We start from the raw sequence: 15,238 nt of genomic DNA on the forward strand, positions 1-15,238 counted from the left end.
CAACGCTACCGAGACCTCGCCGAAGCCGTCCTCGGCCCGCTGTTCTCCAAGCACCCAGCAGCGCGAAGTCACGACGAGGCGAGGGAGGCCGCCGAAGTCTCGGGAAGGCGCAGGGGCAGGCGGATTTCGAAGCGGCAGCCGACCTCCTGATTGTGGGCGCTGATCTCGCCGTGATGTGCCTGGATCAGGCCCGACGCGATGGCCAGGCCCATACCGCTGTTGCTGCCGATGTCGGTCGCGGAACGGGCAGCGGTGCCGCGGTAGGCGACCTCGAAGATGCGGGGCAGATCCTCCGGGGCGATACCGGGACCGGTGTCGGTGACATGGGTCCATGCCTGGCCGTCGCGAGTGCCGGAGCAGATGTCGATGTGGCCGCCGGGTGGGGTGTGCTCGATGGCGTTGGCCACCAGATTGGTCAGCACCCGCGTCAGCGCGCGATCGCTGGCGGTCACCATGATCGCCGAATCCGGTTGGTGCGCGGTGAGACTCACTCCGGCGCGTTCGGCGGTGGGCTGATTGGCCGCGGCGACCTCGTCGACGAGTTCGCGCAGATCCACCGGTTCGAGTTGCAGCCGCAGGGCACCGGAGTTGATCTTCGACATCTCGAACAGGTCGTCCACCATCGTCGAGAGCCGATTCGTTTCCAGGACAATGCGATTCGCATAGCGTTCGACGGTTTCGGGCCGATCGATCACGCCGTCGACGAGCGCCTCGCCCATGGCCCGGATACCGGCCAGCGGGGTACGCAGATCGTGGCTGACCCAGGCGACCAGTTCTCGGCGGGAACGTTCGGCTGCGCGCTCCTGTTCGCGCATCTGCCTCTCCCACACCGTCTTTCGGGCCTGAGCCCGGCCCAGTACGACGGCCGCGGGCACCGCGACGATGGTGACCACGGCCAGCACCACCAGGATGCGGCGCAGTTCGTCGGTGAACATCATCCCGCTGACCGCGACAACGCCGACCAGGGTGGCCAGCGTCGGAATCAGCACCAGCAGAACCATGCTGCTGGTGAGGCTGCGATTGTGGGTCAGGCGCATGGCGAGCGCGCCCAGCGCGGTCACCGGGAGCGATCCGGCCAGGGCGTACCCGATCAGTCCGAGAATATCGGTGGGCATCAGTGCTCTCCGTCCTCGTCCCCGGGGCGACCCCAGGCGTAACCACGGCCCCAGACGGTCTCGATGCGATGTGCGGCACCGAGTTTCGCACGCAGGCGTTTGATGTGCACGGTGACGGTGGACTGATCGCCGAAGCTCCAGCCCCACACCTGTTCGAGCAGATCCGCCCGCCCGAACACCTGCTGCGGATGAGCGAGCAGGAAGGCCAGCAGATCGAATTCCCGGGCGGTCAGATCCACCCGGCGGCCCTCGACCAGCACCGCCTGCGAATCCGGCCGCAACTCGACCGCACCGCTGCGCAACGCGGGCTGTTCGGCCGGGGCCGGGGTCCGCTGGGCGCGCCGCAGCACCGAGGCCACCCGCAAGGTCAATTCCCTGGGGCTGAACGGCTTCACGATGTAGTCGTCCGCGCCGGACTGCAGTCCCAGAACGCGATCCTCCTCCTCGCCGAGTGCGGTCAGCAGAATGATCGGCATATCCGGATGCGGTCCGGCGCGCACCGACCGGCACAGCTCGATTCCGTCCGGCGGCGGCATCATCACGTCCAGGATGGCCAGCGCGATCTCGTTGCGCGCCAGCACTTCCGCGGTCGCCGGACCGTCGGCAGTCTCCACCACCGTGAATCCGTCCCGTTCGAGGTAGCGGCGCACCACCTCGCGGACCACGGCATCGTCATCGGCCACCAGAATGCGCATCGAATCACCAGTTCGTCATCAGCAGATGGTTGAGGGCCAGCGCCGCGACGGCCTGCAGCGCCAGCCAGATCCGGGCGCTGCGCTGCGGCAGCAATGCCGTCCCGGCGAGCACCCACATATCGAACGGCAACCAGATCCGCTCGGTCTCGGCCTTGCTCAGCCCACTCAGATCAGCGGCCACGATGGCCACCACTCCCGCCGCGGCCAGCAGCGCCGCAGGGTCAACACTCTCTCGCCATCCGACCAGGCGTTCCACCCACGCCCGTCGTGTCCTGCCGCTGCCGTGCATCGGCGCCTCGCGACCCCACGACAGTCCGTCGCGCGCGGCACGACGCGGGCTCTGCTCATCGTCCGCCTGGTGCGATGCCTGCACACCTTCGCTCGCGGGCGAGCCGAACCCGGCCAGCACGCCACGCGCCACGCGATGCAGGGCCGCTGCGCCGGCCAACCCGACGGCACAAACGGTGGCCGCGAGGTTGCCCCAGATCCAGTAGGAGTACGGACGTTCGGAGGCGATGCCCTGGTAATAGCGTTGCACCACAAGGTGATAGCCGTCGAACCACCAGAATCCGGCGGCGGCGAAGGCCACCACGACCAGCACGACGCCCAGGAGCGTGACGACCGCGGGCATGGCAGCGCGCACCCCTCGTGCGCACAGGACCGCGGCGGCCGGGATCACCATCAGCGTCAGGCCGTAGTTCAGGAACAGCCCGTAGCCGAACAGCAGACCGGATGCCAGGGCGATACCCGGCCATCCCGGGCCGCGACGGGTCGCGATCGCCAGCAGGGCCACCGCCCACGCGGTCACCCCGGCGAACAGCGCGTCGGCCGAAACCCCGAGCCACACCGCGGCGGGCGCGAGGACCAGATAGGGCACCGCGGCCCTGGCCCGGCCCTGCGCACCCAGCGCACGCAGAGTTACCGCCACCGCCACCACCGCACCGGCCCCGGCCAGCACCACCAGCCAGGCCGCCCACGCCCCGCCGCGCAGACCGATCCGGTCCATCAGCACGAAGGTCAGCAGCGCACCGGCCGGATGCCCCGAGACGTGGGTGGCCCACGAGTCGGGCTGGAAATCCAGTATGCGGCCGGAGAATCCGCGCAACATGCCGCCGATGTCGGTGACCCGCCCGGCCTCGTACAGGTACTCCTCGTGTCGTGTCAGCCGCCCGGCGAAGCCGGTGCGCCAGCCGTCGATCATGGCCAGCGAGAAGATCCACGCGATCGAGGTCACCCAGGCCAGCAGCAGCATCGGCCGCCACGGCAACCGGCGAGCGAGTCCGGGGCCGGTCAGGACGACCAGAACGGCGATGAGGATCGCCGGGCCGGTCCCCCAGCCGATGTGTGGCCCCCAGATCCCGAAGATCGGCGCGGCGGCGGCATACAGATGCCGCGACCACTGCTGACCGCGGATCTGCGGTACGGCGAAGGCCACGACCACCAGCACCGCGGCCACCAGGGCACAGGCGACGTCGGCGCGCACGCCCGAGACACGCCGGACCTGGGCGGGAATTACCTGCTGCACGCCGTTCACCCTAGGCCGCGCCACCCACCGAACTCGGGCACATCACCGCCCCGGCCGGGTCCCGTCACACTTTCGTCACCGGTTCCTTGGGACGAAATCAGTGGTCACGGGCATACGGTGCCAGATGTGAGCGATGCACTCAGCGCGCGAGACGTCACCGTCGTCATCCCGTGCCACAACGAGGCCGGGGCGCTACCCGGTGTGCTGGCGGCCGTGCCGGACGGGTACCGGGTGATCGTGGTCGACAACGCCTCCACCGACGACACCGCCGCGGTGGCGCGGGCCGGTGGCGCGAATGTCGTCAGCGAGCCCGTGCCCGGATACGGTTCGGCGGTCAACGCGGGCGTACACGCGGCCGATACCCCATTGGTCGCGGTGCTCGACGGTGACGGATCCATGGACGCAGCCGAATTACCTTGTCTGCTGGGTGAATTCGATACCGACGTGGATATGGTGGTGGGACGCCGTCGACCGGTGCAAGCGGGCGCGTGGCCCTGGCATGCCCGGCTCGGCAATCTGCTTGTCGCCGGACTGCTCCGGCGACGGCACGGTCTGCCGGTGCACGACATCGCCGCCATGCGGGTGGCCCGTCGCGACCGCCTGCTGGCATTGGGTCCGCTGCATCCGCGCTCGGGATATCCACTGGCACTGCTGATCCGCGCGAGCGGGGCGGGCTGGCGGATCGTCGAACGCGATATCAGTTATCGACCGAGAACCCATGGCGTATCCAAGGTTTCGGGTTCGGTCCGCGGGACCGTGCGCGCCGTCGCGGACTTCTGGAGTGTGCGATGACCACATCCGCCGCATCGCAGGGCATCCCCGCCACACTGCTGGTGATCGCCAAGGCTCCCATCGCCGGGTTCGCGAAAACCCGTCTCACACCGGACTTCTCACCGCGAGAGGCGGCGCAGATCGCCGCCGCCGCACTTCTGGACACGCTCCGGGCCGTGCGGCACAGCGGAGTGCGGCACCGCATGGTCGCCTGGACCGGTGATCTCACCCGAGCCGAACTGTCCGACGAATTATCCACGGCCCTGGGCGAATTCGACCTCATTCCACAACGTGGCACTACCTTCGGGCAGCGTCTGGCCAACGCCCACGCCGATGCCTCCCGACTGGGCCTGCCAGTACTCCAGATCGGTATGGACACCCCACAGGCGGGCCCCGCACTGCTCGCGGTCTCGGCGACGCTGCTGCTCGAATGCGGAGACACCGTCCTGGGCCCCGCCTCCGACGGCGGCTGGTGGGCCCTGGGCCTGACCGATCCTCGCCCGGCCCGAACCCTCGCCGAAGTCCCCATGTCGACCGACCGAACCGGCGAACTGACCCGAGAAGCCTTGAGCCGCTGCGGATGCCGAATCCGCCGCCTCCCCATCCTCACCGACGTCGACACCGCCGCGGACGCCCTCGCCGTAGCCGAAGAACACCGCGGCCACTTCTCCAGAACCGTCGAACAGTTACGTCACCACGCACCCGCATGACAATCGCCCCCACCACGGCTTTTCCCGGCGAGATCGAGCCTATCCCGACCGGCCCTCGTCGCCTCCGGCTCCATCAGCGGGCGCACTATCCGCATCGTGATTCACGTGCCCACTGTGACCAGCATGCCCACCGCCACCGGCGTGCCCGGCGTCATCGGCGTGCCCGGGGTGATCAACATGCCGACCATGACCTGCGTGCCCACGATGATCAGCCTCGTGATCGACCTGCCCACTATGCCCGGCATGATCGGCATGCTCACCATGACCAGCATGCTCAGCGTGACCGGAGGCCGAGTGGTCATGCTCGGCATCGGGTGAGCCACCCATCATGCGCAGCATGGGAATTCCGCCGGTGCGGACGAAGCGGATCAGCAGAACCGCTGCGAGCAACAGGAATACGATGTTCAGCCAGGTGGTGTAGTTCCAGCGGATGCCCTCTTCCATGACCATGGCGTTGCGCTGTCCGGGCACGAGTCCCGTTGCGCCGAAGAGGATTTCGACCAGATATCCGGCGCCGACCATGGCGACGTAGAACACGCCCAGCACGGTCAGCATCATGCGGGTGCCGTAGTACTTGCGGTAGATGTTCAGGATCGGCAGGATCAGCAGGTCGGCGAAGATGAACGCGGTCACGCCGCCGAAGCTGATGCCGCCGTTCCACAGCACCGCGGCCAGCGGCACATTGCCGATCGAGCAGACGAACGAGGCGATCGCGACCAGCGGCCCGACGATCGGTCCCCAGATCGCCGACAGCAGTGGATGATCGCTCAGGAAGAAGTGCTGCCAGAAGGTATCCGGCACCCACGCGCCGATCGCACCGGCGATCAGCAGTCCGATGATCAGATCGCGCAGGATCGCGGCCCACTCCATCACGAAGACGTGCGATACCGAGGTCAGCCCGCGCGGGGACAGCAGCCGCCGCGCGAACGAGCCGGTGCCCGCGACCGACATGTCCATGGCCGCATGGCCTTCCATCGATCCGGCCAGGCCGCGCTCGGACTGTGTCCGGGCCGCCTCCACCAGCCGGGACCGCACGAACAGCCGGAACAGCACCGCCACCAGCACGATCATGATCGGCCCACCGATGAATTCGGCCGCGGTGAACTGCCACCCCAGCAGCAACGCCAGGATGATGCCGAGTTCGACGACGAGGTTGGTCGACCCGATCTCGAACGCCATCGCGGCGGTGAAGTTCGCCCCCTTGCGGAACAGCGACCGCGCCAGCGCGACCGCCGCGTACGAACACGAGGACGAAGCCGCACCCAACACCGACGCGACGGCCAGCGTGCGCGGCCGATCGTCACCGAGCAACCGCACGATCGTGGATTTGCGCACCACCGCCTGCACCACGGCCGACAGCGCGAACCCGAGAATCAACGCCCACAGAATCTCCCAGGTCATCGACCCGGTCAACGCCAGCGCGTGCCCTATCGCATGCATCAGCCACCTCGCCTCCGCCATGGGCGCGGCACGGATGTGCCGCGCTCCGCACAGAAACCTATACCCCCTATGGGTATATGGTCAACAGCCGCGCGCGACCCCGACCAGCGCAACTGGCTCCGTTCACACCATGCCCTCGGATGCACGCACGACACACCCCGAAACGCACCGATGCCATGCCCACCGGTCAATCCCGGTAGACACGGCATCGGCAACGCACACACCCCGCCCCGAATTCACCCGGGCCCCGCGGCAGCACCGCGACTGCCGGGTCGGCGGAGCGAATCGGAGCCCGAGGACGCCGCCACCCCGCAGGAGCGGAGCCGAGGCCCGATTACCGCATGGAGTTCAGGCGCTCGATGACGGCCGCAGCCTTCTCGGTGTATTCGATCGGATCACCGTCGGGCATCACATCGATCTGCGTAATCCCCAGGGCCGCATAGCGTTCCGCCTCGGCCAGGAAGGCATCCGGATCGCCGACCGGGGAGGTGAAGGAGGTGAGCGTCTTGCGGATGGAGCCGTAATCGCGGCCCTCGGCCTCGCAGTGCCCGCGCAGCACCTCCAGCTTGTGCGTGACGTCGTCGATGCCGGTGCCGAACAGATTGCACGCGTCGGCGTACCGGGCCACCTGCAGCAGCGTCTTCTTCTCGCCGCCACCACCGATCAGGATCGGCGGCCGGGGCCGGGTCAGCGGCGCGGGCACGCACAGCGTCTCGGCGAGTTCGTAGTGCGCACCCTTGTAGGGGCCGTTGTTGTCGCTCCACATCTGCAGGCAGATCTGCAGCGTCTCCTCCATCCGCTCGAACCGTTCGGCCACCGGCACCACCGGCACGCCCAGTCCGAGCTGCTCACGCTCGTACCAGGACGCGCCGATACCCAGCTGCGCGCGGCCGCCGGACAGTACGTCCAGGGTGGACACGATCTTGGCGAGCAGGCCCGGGTACCGGTACATCACACCGGTCACCAGCACGGCAAGCCGCATGCGCTCGGTCAGCGCCGCGACATACCCCAGGGTTGTGTACGCCTCGAGCATGGGCTCGTCGGCGGTGCCGCGCAGCTCCATCTGGAAGTAGTGGTCCATCACCGTGAATTCCGCGAAACCGGCCTGCTCGGCGATCTGCGCGGTACGGGCGAGGGTGGGCGCGATCCGCGCCGGATCCGACGGCGTCGAGAAGTTCCAGTAGTGCAGACTCAGATCCATTACTGTCGTTTCCTTCGCACTAGGCGGGAGTGAAAGGACGGGTATCCGTCGATTCCCACCCTATCCCCGCCTCGGACCGGCAGGCCCGACCGACCGCCGCCCGGCCCGGTCAGCGAAGCCGAATACTGTGCGCGACAACAGCTTTCTACGAACCCACTGGAACAGGCTCGGCGGGCCGCCCGGACGTGAGGCGCCCGCCGACGAGCGCGTCGGCGCGCGGCTGGACGTGCCCCGCCTCGACCAGCACCCGCAAGGCCGCGGCCTTGCGCGGGCAGGACGCCGCGGCGCAGTCCAGATGCTCCTGCATGGCGCGATGCGCCTCGGACACCCCGAGCGGATGATCGGGCGCACCGTGCCCGGCCAGCAGTTCCAGAATCGGCCCGGCGGCCTCGGCGTCCAAGCGTGCCCGGATCTCCGCCACGCTGCGACCGGGCGTCATCCGCCGCGGCGGGCGCACGATCAGCAACAACAGGGCCAGCGCGGCGGCCGTGGACATGGTGACCGCGAAAATCTGCCAGCTACCCATCATTTCACCTCCCCGGATGCGAAATACGCGCAGCCGCAGGCACAACCATGGGGAGTATTCATCTCTCTCTTCCGTTTCTCCGAATTACCTTTTCTCGAATTTCCTTGCAGAACAACGTGTTACAGGCGGAATGCGGTGGCCAGATGCACCGAGACCTCGTTGATCGCGATCCGCGCGGCGGTCAGCCGGCCGGCCACATCGTCGGCGGCGGCATCGTCGGAGGTCCACACGCTCGTGCACGGCGCGAACGGATCGTTGGCCAGGGCGACCGCCTGTTCCACATCGGCGACGCGGACCACCGGCAGAACCGGTCCGAGCGTCTGCTGCCGCAGCACCGCCATCGCCGGATCGACGTCCGCGAGCACGGTCGGCTGCACGGTGTGTCCGTGGCCGTTCCCACCGACGCGCACCCGCGCACCCTTGGCGAGGGCGTCGGCGATCTGCTGCCGCACACACTCCACATGCGCGGCGGAGGTCATGACCTCCACGGTGGCGTCGTCCGGATCGTGCGAGCCGAACGCGATGACCTCCTCGACCAGCCGGTCGAGAAACGCGTCGTAGATCGCCGATTCGACGAACACCCGCTCGATACTCGCGCAACTCTGCCCCGATCCCGCGAGCCCGCCCAGCGCGATTCCGGTGGCGGCGCGCCCGATATCGGCCCCGGCCAATACGATCGCCGCCGACTTCCCGCCGATGTCGAGTCGGCACGGGACGAGCCGGGCCGCCGCGCGCAGGGCGACCACCTTGCCGGTCTCCGGCGACCCGCCGAAGTGGACGGCGTCGACGACGTCGACGATCGCCGCTCCGGCCTCATATCCGGCGGCGAATTCGAAGACCGGCGGCGCACCCAGATCGAGCCAGCCGGTGACCAGCGCACGCATCGTCAGCGGCGTCACCGAGGACGGCTTGACCACCACCGCGGATCCGGCCAGCAGCGCCGGAATCACATCCAGCAGCGGCGCGGCCATCGGAGCGGTCCAACTGGAGATCACCCCGACGACAGCGCACGGGCGATGGGCGACGGCCAGCCGCAACGCCGTGCCCGGCACCCGGCCGCCGCGCGTGCGCGGCGGGGTCAGGAAGTCCGCACCGCGGGTGCGGTGATAGTCGAGCGCATCGATGCTGAGCCGGAACTCCCGGTGCGCCGCGGTCGCCGAACGCCCCGTCTCGGCCGCGAGCAGTCCGGCGATCGGATCCTCGTTGTCCAGTAACCAGTCCCGGAACGTGGTCAGCCAGTGCGCCCGGCCCACGACACCCATCGCACGCCACTCGCTCTGCGCCTCGCGCAGACGGGCCACGTTCGCATGCACTCGGTCGGGCGTGTGCATCGGCAACGTACCCAGAATTCGTCCGTCGGCGGGTGCGGTCACGGTAATCCAGGAGTCCCTGGCGGCATTCGAGGGAATCGACAACATTCGTGGTTCACTCCGGTCGCGATGGGATGGGTTACCGCACCGCGAACGCACAGCTCACAGACCGATAGAGCAAACGACCGGGTCGAAAGGGTTGCCCGAGCGCGGCACGGCATATGAGAAACCGTATGGCTATCGAGAACGTTCAACCAGCGCGGATTGGGCCAGGAACCACCGAATATGGGACGCCGCCAGCAAACTTACCGGCGAGTAAAGTGTACGGGCGCACCGCATTTCGCCACGAATCGCCGCCGATTCTGCGAGGATTCGCAGGTGAACGATGCGAGAACGTCGGAGGAGTCCGGCCGCTTGCGGTCCATCAGCGGTGCGGCGTTGCTGGTGGAATACGCCGTATCGCGCGGTCTGCCGGTGGCGTCCCTGTTGTCCGGAAGCGGCATATCCGAGAACCAGTTGCAGGATCCCGGCACCGAGATCACTCTCGCGCAGGAGATCGCGCTGACTCGCAACGTCGTCGGCGCACTCGACGACGAGCCGGGCATGGGCCTGATGGCCGGACTCGCCTGCCACGCACCGAACTTCGGCGTCCTCGGCTTCGCCGCGATGAGCAGCCCGACGCTGCGCAGAGCCGCGGAGATCGTACTGCAGTACGCCGATCTGTCGTTCACCTTCGCCCACCACATCCTCGAGGATCACGGCCAGGAGTTCTGGTTCATCCGCGATGACAGCGCCGTCCCGGCCGACCTGCACCGGTTCGTTCTCGAGCGCGACCTCGCGGCCATCGCGACCGTGGTCCAGGACGTGCTGGGCTCCCGGCTGCCCATGGTCCGGGCGGAGATCGCAGTGGAACCGCATCCGATCTACGAGATGTTCGGCACCCTGCTCGGGGTCGACAAGATCGTGTTCGGCACCGAACGATCGGTCCTGATCGGCAATTCCAGCGCCCTCGATCAGCCTATGCCGCAATCGAATCCGGTCACCGCACGCTACTACGAGCGGCAGTGCTCGGACCTGATCCAGCAGCGCCGCAACCGCACCGGCCTGAGCGGTCGGGTGCGCGAGTTGCTGATCCGGCACGGCGGTGTCGCCGATCAGGCGCACATCGCCGCGGATCTGGACGTCAGCGTGCGCACCCTGCGTCGGCGGCTGGCGAGCGAGGGCACCACGTTCCGCGAGGTCAGCAACGAGACCGTCGGACTGCTCGCGGAGGAGATGCTGATCGCCGGGCTCACCGTCGAGCACGCCGCGGAACGTCTGGGGTACTCCAGCGTCTCCGCGTTCACCTCGGCCTTCCGGTCCTGGCGGGGCCAGTCGCCGGGGCAGTTCGCCCGCGCCCACCGGGGCCGGGCCACCGTGCGCGTCTAAGCGAATCGCGCACTCGATCAGACATTCGTAACCTATTCGAGTTCAGCTAATGGTCCGCTAGTCACTGAACCCGATTTATCCTGCCCAAATGACAACCAGCAAAGAAGGAGTAACCGAGGGGCCACTGCATCTACTGGCCCGCGGCGCGTGGCAGTCGCTGCTGGTCATCGGCATCCTGTCGGTGGTCATCGGCCTCATGATCCTGATCTGGCCGGGGCCGACACTTGTCGTGGCCGGCATCCTGTTCGGTGTGTACCTGCTGATCTCTGGGATATTGCAGCTCGTTGCGGCGATGGGACCGCACGTGGGCGCGGGCTGGCGGGTGCTGTCGATCGTCAGCGGCATCCTGTCGTTCATCCTGGCCGTATTCTGCTTCCGGCACATCGGCGATTCGCTGGTGCTGCTGGCGCTGTGGATCGCGATCAGCTGGCTGTTCCGCGGTATGTCGGTGCTGATCGGCGGCGCCGAGACGCCCGCGGGCACGCCGGGGAAGGGCTGGACGATCGTCTTCGGCATCCTGCTGCTGATCGGCGGTGTGGTCATCGTGGTGTGGCCGATCCACTCGATCGCCGCACTGACCATCCTGACCGGCTGGTGGCTGCTGTTCATGGGCATCATGGAGATCGTGGAGGCGTTCCAGGTGCGCAGCGCGGCCAAGCACACGCCCGCCGCGGTGTAGCTGCTCACTGCGAGACGGCCGTCAGCGAATCTGTGGTTCCGGCAACGGATCCGCATGATCCGCGGGCGGCCGTTGCGGCATCCGGTAGGACGACGGCAGGCCCAGGGTGTGCTCGCCGATGTAGTTGAGCACCATCTCCCGGCTCACCGGCGCGGTGCGCATGAGCCGCGCGGTGAACCACATCTCGGCCAGGCCGTACTCCGGAGTGAGCCCGTTCCCGCCGTGCACCTGGATGGCCTGGTCCAACGCCCGCAGCGACGCTTCGGCTGCGGCGAATTTGGCCATATTCGCCGCGGCGGCCGCATCGTGACCGGAATCGAACTGTTGTGCGGCCGCCCGGGTGGCCAACCGGGCCATTTCGACCTCTATGTGACATTCGGCCAGCGGATGCGAGATGCCCTGATGCGCGCCGATCGGCACCGACCACACCCGACGCTCCTTGGCGTAGTCCACGGCCTTGGCTACCGCGTAGCGGCCGATGCCGCAGCTGATCGCGGAGGCCAGAATGCGTTCGGGATTCAGCCCGGCGAACACCTGCGGCAATCCCTTGCCGGGCAGGCCGATCAACGCCTCGGGCGGCAGCGCGACCTCGTCCAGGAAGACCGTGAACTGCCGATCCGGGGAAACCACCGCGGTCGGCAGCGGTTGCAGCGTAACGCCTTTCGCGTCGGCGGGAACGACGAACAGCGACAACGGGTTTCGCCGCTCGTCGGGCACATCGATCGCGCGGGCGACGACCAGCAACGCATCGGCCTCGTTCGCGGCGGAGATGAAACACTTTCCGCCCGAGACGATCCAGCCCGGCCCGTCGGCGCGGGCGAAGGTGCGCACGGCATGGCTGTTGGATCCGGAATCGGGTTCGGTGAGCGCGAAGGCCATCTTCCGGATGCCGTCGGCCAGGCCGGGCAGCCATTCGGCCTTCAGCTCCGGTGAGCCGTGCGCGGCCAGGATGGATCCGCAGATGGCCGGGGAGATGACCGTCAGCAGCAGCGGGATACCGTGCGCGGCAAGCTCTTCCACGACGATCGACAATTCGGTCAGACCGGCGCCGCCACCACCGTATTCGACCGGCAGATGCACACCCAGCATGCCCGCGGACCCCAGATCGGCCCATAGTTCATCGAGCTTCGCACCGGCGCGCGAGCGCTCCAGAAAGTATTCCGCACCATATTTCGACGCGATCTGCGCGATGCTGTCGCGAAGCAGGCGCTGATCGGAGCTGTCGACGAGAAGACCCTGCACGGTTGCCCCACTCTCCCTCGGCTCAACCGTACCCGACACGTCAGGTCCGACGGTCCGAATCGCCCTACGCCCGTTCGAGTCTTGCTACCTTGAGAGCACCCGTCCAGTAGTTCGCTGAGGAGTACGACATCATGAGCATCGTCTGGATGATCATCATCGGCCTCATTGCCGGCGCCATCGCCCGTCTGCTCGTTCCGGGCAAGGAGAACTTCGGCTGGATAGGCACCATCGTGCTGGGCATCGTCGGCGGATTCGTCGGCGGCACCCTGGGGAGCCTGGTATTCGCTCCGCACAAATTCAGCTTCCGCCAGCCGATCGAACACACCTTCATCGGCGCGATCGTCGGTGCGGTCATCGTCCTGGTCATCTACAAGTTCGTGCGCGCACGCACCTAGACCGCATCGCGCGCGCGGCAACACTGGCATACTCGGAGCGAACCGTCGGCGTCGCGTCGGCGGTCCGAGTTGTCGGAGGTGTGAGGCCATGAGCGGCACAGACGACGAGAACATTCCAGCCCCGCAGGGCAAGGCCCTGGGCATGCCCTTCGACTGGCGCCGCCCGACCACGGCACGAGCGCGCGCACGATTGTGGAATCCGGACGACGCGCGCCTGTTCACGCCCAAATCGTTCGGCTGGGGTTACACCCTGAACTTTTATCGCCTGTTTCATCGGCGCAAACCCCACTGAATACCCGGCGCCGCGAATAACCGCTGTTCGGGACTCGAAGCACCCTAGACTGTCGGCATTTCATGCAGTAGGCCATCGGACGCGAACCGATAGGAGAACCTCATGACCACCGGCACCTCCAACGCCTTGGCCGCGGGAACCTGGGTCATCGACCCGGCGCATTCCAATCTCGGCTTCACCGTGCGACATCTGATGGTGAGCAAGGTCCGCGGGCGTTTCAGCGACTTCTCCGGCCGATTGGTCGTCGGCGAGGACGGCACCGCCCGCGCCGAGGCGCAGATCCAGGTCTCCTCGGTGACCACCGACAACGAACAACGCGATGCTCACCTGCGCACGGCCGATTTCTTCAAGGCCGAGGAATTCCCGGTCGCGACGTTCAGCACCGCCCCGTTCCGGATCGAGAAGGGGGAATTCGACGTCGACGGCGAATTCACCATTCGCGGCGTCACCAAACCGATCACGCTCGAGGTCGAATTCCTCGGCAGCAATCCGGGTATGGGCGCGGGGCCGGTCGCCGGTTTCGAGGCCAAGACGGTGATCAACCGGCGCGATTTCGACATCACCATCGATATGCCGCTGCCCGAGGGCGGCGCGGTGATCGGCGACAAGATCACCCTCACTCTGGAGATCGAGGCCGGCCTGCAGGGCTGAGCGCACCCTGAGCCGAACCGGTCCCACCCGATCGGTCCGGCTCAGGGGCGGCACACCGCCGAATGGGAGTTGCCGCCGATCTGGGTCAGAATTCCGCGCGGCAGCAGAATGCCGTAGAGCGAGATGTCCAGGCTGCACACATAGGCCGACACGGACGCACTGTCCTGGCTGGCGCCACCGGCATCGGACAGCAGTGCGGGCAGATCCACCGCAGCCTGATCCAGTTGCGCACCGTGCGAGAGCAACATCGTCAGCGCGTCGTGGGCGGAATCCTGTGCCAGTGCGATCTGCGGCTGAATCCGCGTCACCAGCTGTTCCAGCGAATTCGTCGCGCCCGCGATCTGCTCGGTCGAGGACAGCAGCGACTTGCCCTGCTGATACAGGCCACCGACCAGGGCGCGCGTCTGGGTGATCAGCGTTTCCAGCTGATCACCGCGCGCGGCCAGACTCTTCATCACCGCCGACAGATTGCCGATGATGTCGGTGAGGATCGCATCGCGCCGCTGGAAATCCCCCGCCAGACCCGCGGCCTGGGTGATGAACGCGCTCAGCGAGACGTCGTTGCCCTGCAACGCCTGGATCAACGTACTGGTCAGATCATTGACCTGAGCGGGGTCCAGCGTTTCGAACAACGGCTCGAAACCGTTGAGCAGTGTGGAGATGTCGAAGGACGGTTCGGTCTGCGCCAGCGGGATCGAACCCCCGGGCAGGAGCAGCGTGGGTGCGCCCTTGGTCCCGGGCTCCAGCGCGACGTATCGCTGGCCGATCAAATTCTGGTATCGCACAAGGGCTTTGGTGTCGTGGTACAGGTGCTGATCGCGCTGCACCCGGAAATGCACCGACGCCACATATTTGCGACTCGCGGGATCGCGCACCGCGGCGATCGTATCGACCTTGCCGACCCGGACCCCGGCCATGCGCACATCGTCACCGGGCCGCAGCCCGAGCACATCGGTGAAGGTCGCGGAATAGCTGTCGGTCGCGCCGGAGATGGTGCGGGAGAGCGTATTCCACATCATCACCGTCACCAGCAGGGCCGCGAGTCCGAAGACGGTGAAGCCGATCGCGGCCCGGCGCTCCTTCATCCGCATGTCGGCAGTCCGTCCGCAGCTACCCACCCGAGCACAGCACGCCTCCTCGAACCTTGCGGTGGAACCGGACTACTGGCAAAGACGTCGCCGATGAAGCAAATCATGGCTACGACGCGGCAAATGCGAGCACTGTAGCGAATACGAGTCGGTCGCGGACCTCGCCACGC

General features: G+C 67.3%; 15 protein-coding genes and 1 pseudogene. 7 read left to right on the forward strand and 9 right to left on the reverse strand.

Features of this window, described 5'->3' with window-relative positions:
• Positions 1–68: 68 nt before the first annotated feature.
• Genes ON40_RS24895 through ON40_RS24905 form a run of 3 tightly spaced genes read right to left on the reverse strand, consistent with a single transcriptional unit; the run spans position 69 to position 3,335 of the window.
• Positions 69–1,115 (reverse strand): sensor histidine kinase, encoded by a 1,047-nt coding sequence (locus ON40_RS24895; protein WP_051193504.1) that lies wholly within the window; start codon positions 1,113–1,115, stop codon positions 69–71.
• Complete coding sequence (locus tag ON40_RS24900) at positions 1,115–1,810, reverse strand: response regulator transcription factor (protein ID WP_040826533.1); 696 nt, start codon at positions 1,808–1,810, stop codon at positions 1,115–1,117. Before ON40_RS24900 ends, ON40_RS24895 begins: the two co-directional genes overlap by 1 nt.
• Positions 1,811–1,814: 4 nt before the next feature.
• Positions 1,815–3,335: a hypothetical protein gene (locus ON40_RS24905; protein WP_051193535.1), complete on the reverse strand. Its 1,521-nt coding sequence runs from the start codon at positions 3,333–3,335 to the stop codon at positions 1,815–1,817.
• 126 nt (positions 3,336–3,461) lie between these two features.
• Between ON40_RS24905 and ON40_RS24910 the strand changes: the two genes are divergently transcribed.
• Positions 3,462–4,127, forward strand: coding sequence for a glycosyltransferase family 2 protein (locus ON40_RS24910; RefSeq protein ID WP_040826535.1), 666 nt, complete (start codon positions 3,462–3,464; stop codon positions 4,125–4,127).
• Positions 4,124–4,816 carry a TIGR04282 family arsenosugar biosynthesis glycosyltransferase gene (locus tag ON40_RS24915; RefSeq protein WP_051193505.1) on the forward strand — a complete coding sequence of 231 codons (693 nt, stop codon included), beginning with the start codon at positions 4,124–4,126 and terminating at the stop codon, positions 4,814–4,816. The genes ON40_RS24910 and ON40_RS24915 overlap by 4 nt, the downstream gene beginning before the upstream one ends.
• Positions 4,817–5,050: 234 nt before the next feature.
• On the opposite strand, the pseudogene ON40_RS24920 reads toward ON40_RS24915, so the two are convergent.
• From ON40_RS24920 to ON40_RS24935, 4 genes and pseudogenes are all read right to left on the reverse strand, one after another.
• Positions 5,051–6,277: pseudogene (locus tag ON40_RS24920) on the reverse strand (permease); the annotation flags it as partial.
• 313 nt (positions 6,278–6,590) lie between these two features.
• Positions 6,591–7,457 carry an LLM class F420-dependent oxidoreductase gene (locus ON40_RS24925; RefSeq protein ID WP_040826537.1) on the reverse strand — a complete coding sequence of 289 codons (867 nt, stop codon included), beginning with the start codon at positions 7,455–7,457 and terminating at the stop codon, positions 6,591–6,593.
• Between the two features lie 145 nt (positions 7,458–7,602).
• On the reverse strand, positions 7,603–7,983 hold the full coding sequence (locus ON40_RS24930; RefSeq protein ID WP_157186407.1) for a hypothetical protein: 381 nt from the start codon (positions 7,981–7,983) through the stop codon (positions 7,603–7,605).
• A 119-nt stretch (positions 7,984–8,102) separates the two neighbouring features.
• Positions 8,103–9,356, reverse strand: coding sequence for an aldehyde dehydrogenase family protein (locus ON40_RS24935; protein WP_051193506.1), 1,254 nt, complete (start codon positions 9,354–9,356; stop codon positions 8,103–8,105).
• Between the two features lie 315 nt (positions 9,357–9,671).
• Between ON40_RS24935 and ON40_RS24940 the strand changes: the two genes are divergently transcribed.
• Together ON40_RS24940 and ON40_RS24945 are read left to right on the forward strand one after the other, a co-directional pair.
• Positions 9,672–10,721 (forward strand): AraC family transcriptional regulator, encoded by a 1,050-nt coding sequence (locus tag ON40_RS24940; protein ID WP_051193507.1) that lies wholly within the window; start codon positions 9,672–9,674, stop codon positions 10,719–10,721.
• A gap of 88 nt (positions 10,722–10,809) precedes the next feature.
• Positions 10,810–11,400: an HdeD family acid-resistance protein gene (locus tag ON40_RS24945; protein WP_040826541.1), complete on the forward strand. Its 591-nt coding sequence runs from the start codon at positions 10,810–10,812 to the stop codon at positions 11,398–11,400.
• A gap of 21 nt (positions 11,401–11,421) precedes the next feature.
• On the opposite strand, the gene ON40_RS24950 is transcribed toward ON40_RS24945, so the two are convergent.
• A complete protein-coding gene (locus ON40_RS24950) occupies positions 11,422–12,642 on the reverse strand; it encodes an acyl-CoA dehydrogenase family protein (RefSeq protein ID WP_083895892.1) in 1,221 nt (406 codons plus the stop codon).
• Positions 12,643–12,773: 131 nt separating this feature from the next.
• On the opposite strand from ON40_RS24950, the gene ON40_RS24955 reads away from it, so the two are divergent.
• From ON40_RS24955 to ON40_RS24965, 3 genes are all read left to right on the forward strand, one after another.
• Positions 12,774–13,037, forward strand: a complete 264-nt coding sequence (locus tag ON40_RS24955) for a GlsB/YeaQ/YmgE family stress response membrane protein (RefSeq protein ID WP_040826543.1) — start codon at positions 12,774–12,776, stop codon at positions 13,035–13,037.
• An 88-nt stretch (positions 13,038–13,125) separates the two neighbouring features.
• Positions 13,126–13,329: a DUF5808 domain-containing protein gene (locus ON40_RS24960; protein ID WP_040826545.1), complete on the forward strand. Its 204-nt coding sequence runs from the start codon at positions 13,126–13,128 to the stop codon at positions 13,327–13,329.
• Positions 13,330–13,431: 102 nt separating this feature from the next.
• The gene (locus ON40_RS24965) at positions 13,432–13,980 is read left to right on the forward strand and encodes a YceI family protein (RefSeq protein ID WP_040826547.1); all 549 of its coding nucleotides are present in this window, start codon (positions 13,432–13,434) and stop codon (positions 13,978–13,980) included.
• Positions 13,981–14,021: 41 nt separating this feature from the next.
• Here the strand turns inward: ON40_RS24965 and ON40_RS24970 are convergent, their stop codons facing one another.
• Positions 14,022–15,071 (reverse strand): MCE family protein, encoded by a 1,050-nt coding sequence (locus ON40_RS24970; protein WP_306305396.1) that lies wholly within the window; start codon positions 15,069–15,071, stop codon positions 14,022–14,024.
• Positions 15,072–15,238 lie beyond the last annotated feature (167 nt).

This window comes from Nocardia jiangxiensis NBRC 101359 (genome assembly GCF_000308615.1).
Taxonomy (GTDB): Bacteria; Actinomycetota; Actinomycetes; order Mycobacteriales; family Mycobacteriaceae; genus Nocardia; species Nocardia jiangxiensis.